The 2,284-nt window shown below is 50.0% G+C and carries 2 protein-coding genes; both read left to right on the forward strand.

Translation table 11 applies throughout. From position 1 onward, the window contains the following. Positions 1–1,456 (forward strand): hypothetical protein (locus EI42_RS31680; RefSeq protein ID WP_211326457.1); only part of this gene is annotated, 1,456 nt, incomplete at its 5' end. A 3-nt stretch (positions 1,457–1,459) separates the two neighbouring features. Further along, the coding region (locus tag EI42_RS31685) for an SDR family NAD(P)-dependent oxidoreductase (RefSeq protein WP_111326962.1) at positions 1,460–2,284 on the forward strand (825 nt) is incomplete at its 3' end.

Below are 2,284 nucleotides of genomic sequence, written 5' to 3' on the forward strand. Positions count from 1 at the left end.
GGAGTTGGTGCTGAGGATGGCGGTGAGTCACCAGCGACCTGATCTTGCTATTATGTTCTACGAGCTTGTGGAAGACAAGGTGCGGACCAGCAAGAATCCTTTTCCAATCCCGCTCTCTGTTCGGAACTGTGTGCAGGAGTTGCAAAGCAACCATTGTCCCTCTCACTCCCAGCAGGGAGTGCTCCCCGGAGTTGATGCTCAACGCATTCACAGCGAGTTCCTTGAAATCCGTACGAGTTCGCATGATCTTTCATTTCCCCCTGTGCAGGCGGTACCTTTAACTCTGATCACGTCTAACCCTGCCCTTTGGTTCTCTTTCAAGCTCCATGCCTGGGAACGGCTCATCAGTCAAGCGTACGGGCGGGCCGACATGTATGCAGAACTTCAGCAGCAGCTCAACAAGGAGTTTGATATGGTGAAGCCGCGCTCGCAATCTACTGATACCGAGTATTACTTTTCGAGAAGACAGGCATTGCTTGCGATTGCATCTCTTCCGCTGTCCTGGTTAAGTGAAAGTGGATGGAACAAGAAAACATCTTCTTCCCGGCTTCTCGGAGAAGAATTTCTGCCGTGTTGTGCGGCCAGTTTAACCGCATGTTGGCACTTGCTTCGCGGCCATGAGTTTGCGCTGGTGCAAGATATTGTGGCCTCCTCTCTTCCTTTCTTACATGCGCTGGCGACACAGTCCATGAAACAGTATCAGCCCCTTGCAGCCAATCTTGCTATCCAGGCCTATCGTTTGCTGGGAATCCTGGCACTGCATCGGAATCATCCCGAAGAGCAAGAGGATGCTTTCAGGCAGGCGGTATGGATCAGTCGTTTTGCAGATGATGTGAGTTTACAAGTTTCAGAACTGATCTCCTTGGGCTATCATAAATCATCACAAGAAGCTCTTCCTCTGTATCATCGTGCTCTGCACCTGGAACGGTATGAAAACGCATCTGCTCTTGTTCAAGCACGTTTGTATGCAGAGCTTGCGGTTGCAGCGGCGATGCAGCGAGAAGAGAAAATGGCGCACTGGTATGAAGAGCAGGCACACAAGCGATACCCGCAAAATCCGGAGCGCGATCCCAGTTTTCTCTTTGCTGAGTTCAGTCTCTCTTCTTTCAGTATGGAGCTTGGAAGAATGTATCTTGTCCTCGGGCAGCACTTTCCGGAACAGAGATATGCGCAACAAGCCCAAGAAATCTTCACCGAGGTAGAATATACCTCATCTGTAGGGAGATCGGAACGGATACGCGTTGAAAGCCTCAATTATCAAGCCCAGGTGGCGCTCACACTCAAGGAGAAGGAGCTTTTCCAGCATTTCCTTGAGAAGGGAATTGATGGAGCTCGTCTGCTTGGCAGTCAAAAACGATGGGCTGAAATCCAAACGGTGTATCAGCAGGCCTGTCGTCTCTGGAAACAGGAAAGCTGGTTGAAAGCATATCGTGTTCTTTTGCCATCAGGAGAGTGAAAGATGTTGTCGGTACCAAAAGCGGTTGTGATTACCGGAGGAACAAAAGGAATTGGACGGGCTATTGCGGTAAAACTCGCTCAAGAAGGCTATCGCTTGCTCCTCAATTATGCTCACGATGGCAGTGCGGCTCAAGAAACGCTTCAGCAGTGCCGTCAGTCTACTGAGCAGGTTCACCTATTCCGCGCCGATATTGCACACAAGCAAGAAGTTGAAGAACTGATGCGAGCGGCATGTCACCATTTTGGGACGCTTGATGTCTTGGTGAATAATGCGGCTGAGGTGCGAGATGCCCCGTTTCTTTACCTGACAGAAGAGGATTGGGATCATGTGGTTGAGACGAATATGAAAGGGGCGTTTCTCTGTGCCCAAAGCGCTGCACGGATCATGATGAAGCAAGAGAGCGGAGGACTCATTCTCAATATCGGGGCTCCAACCGGGATTCTAGGGCGAAAGAATGGGGCAAATACATGCGCTTCCAAGGCGGGCATGATGGTATTAACGAATTGTATTGCTTTAGAATTGGGACCAAAGGTTCGAGCAAACACGATCATCCCAGGGTTAACCTATACGGAAGAGACTGCTCAACGATATCAGCTGAATGATCCAGCCATTCGGCAGCAGAAAGCCTCATTGATCCCCTTGCAACGAATAGGTGAACCTGAAGATATTGCCAATGCTGTCTCACTTCTTTTGACTGATAAAGCGAGCTTTATCAATGGCCAGAAAATTGTAGTCAGAGACCCCCGTCTCAAGAACGGGGGCTTGTGTCTAGACTCCACCGCAACTCAGAGTACCGACGAAGGCGCTCTGCTTTGGCTTCTTTAT

Source organism: Thermosporothrix hazakensis (genome assembly GCF_003253565.1).
GTDB classification, from domain to species: domain Bacteria; phylum Chloroflexota; class Ktedonobacteria; order Ktedonobacterales; family Ktedonobacteraceae; genus Thermosporothrix; species Thermosporothrix hazakensis.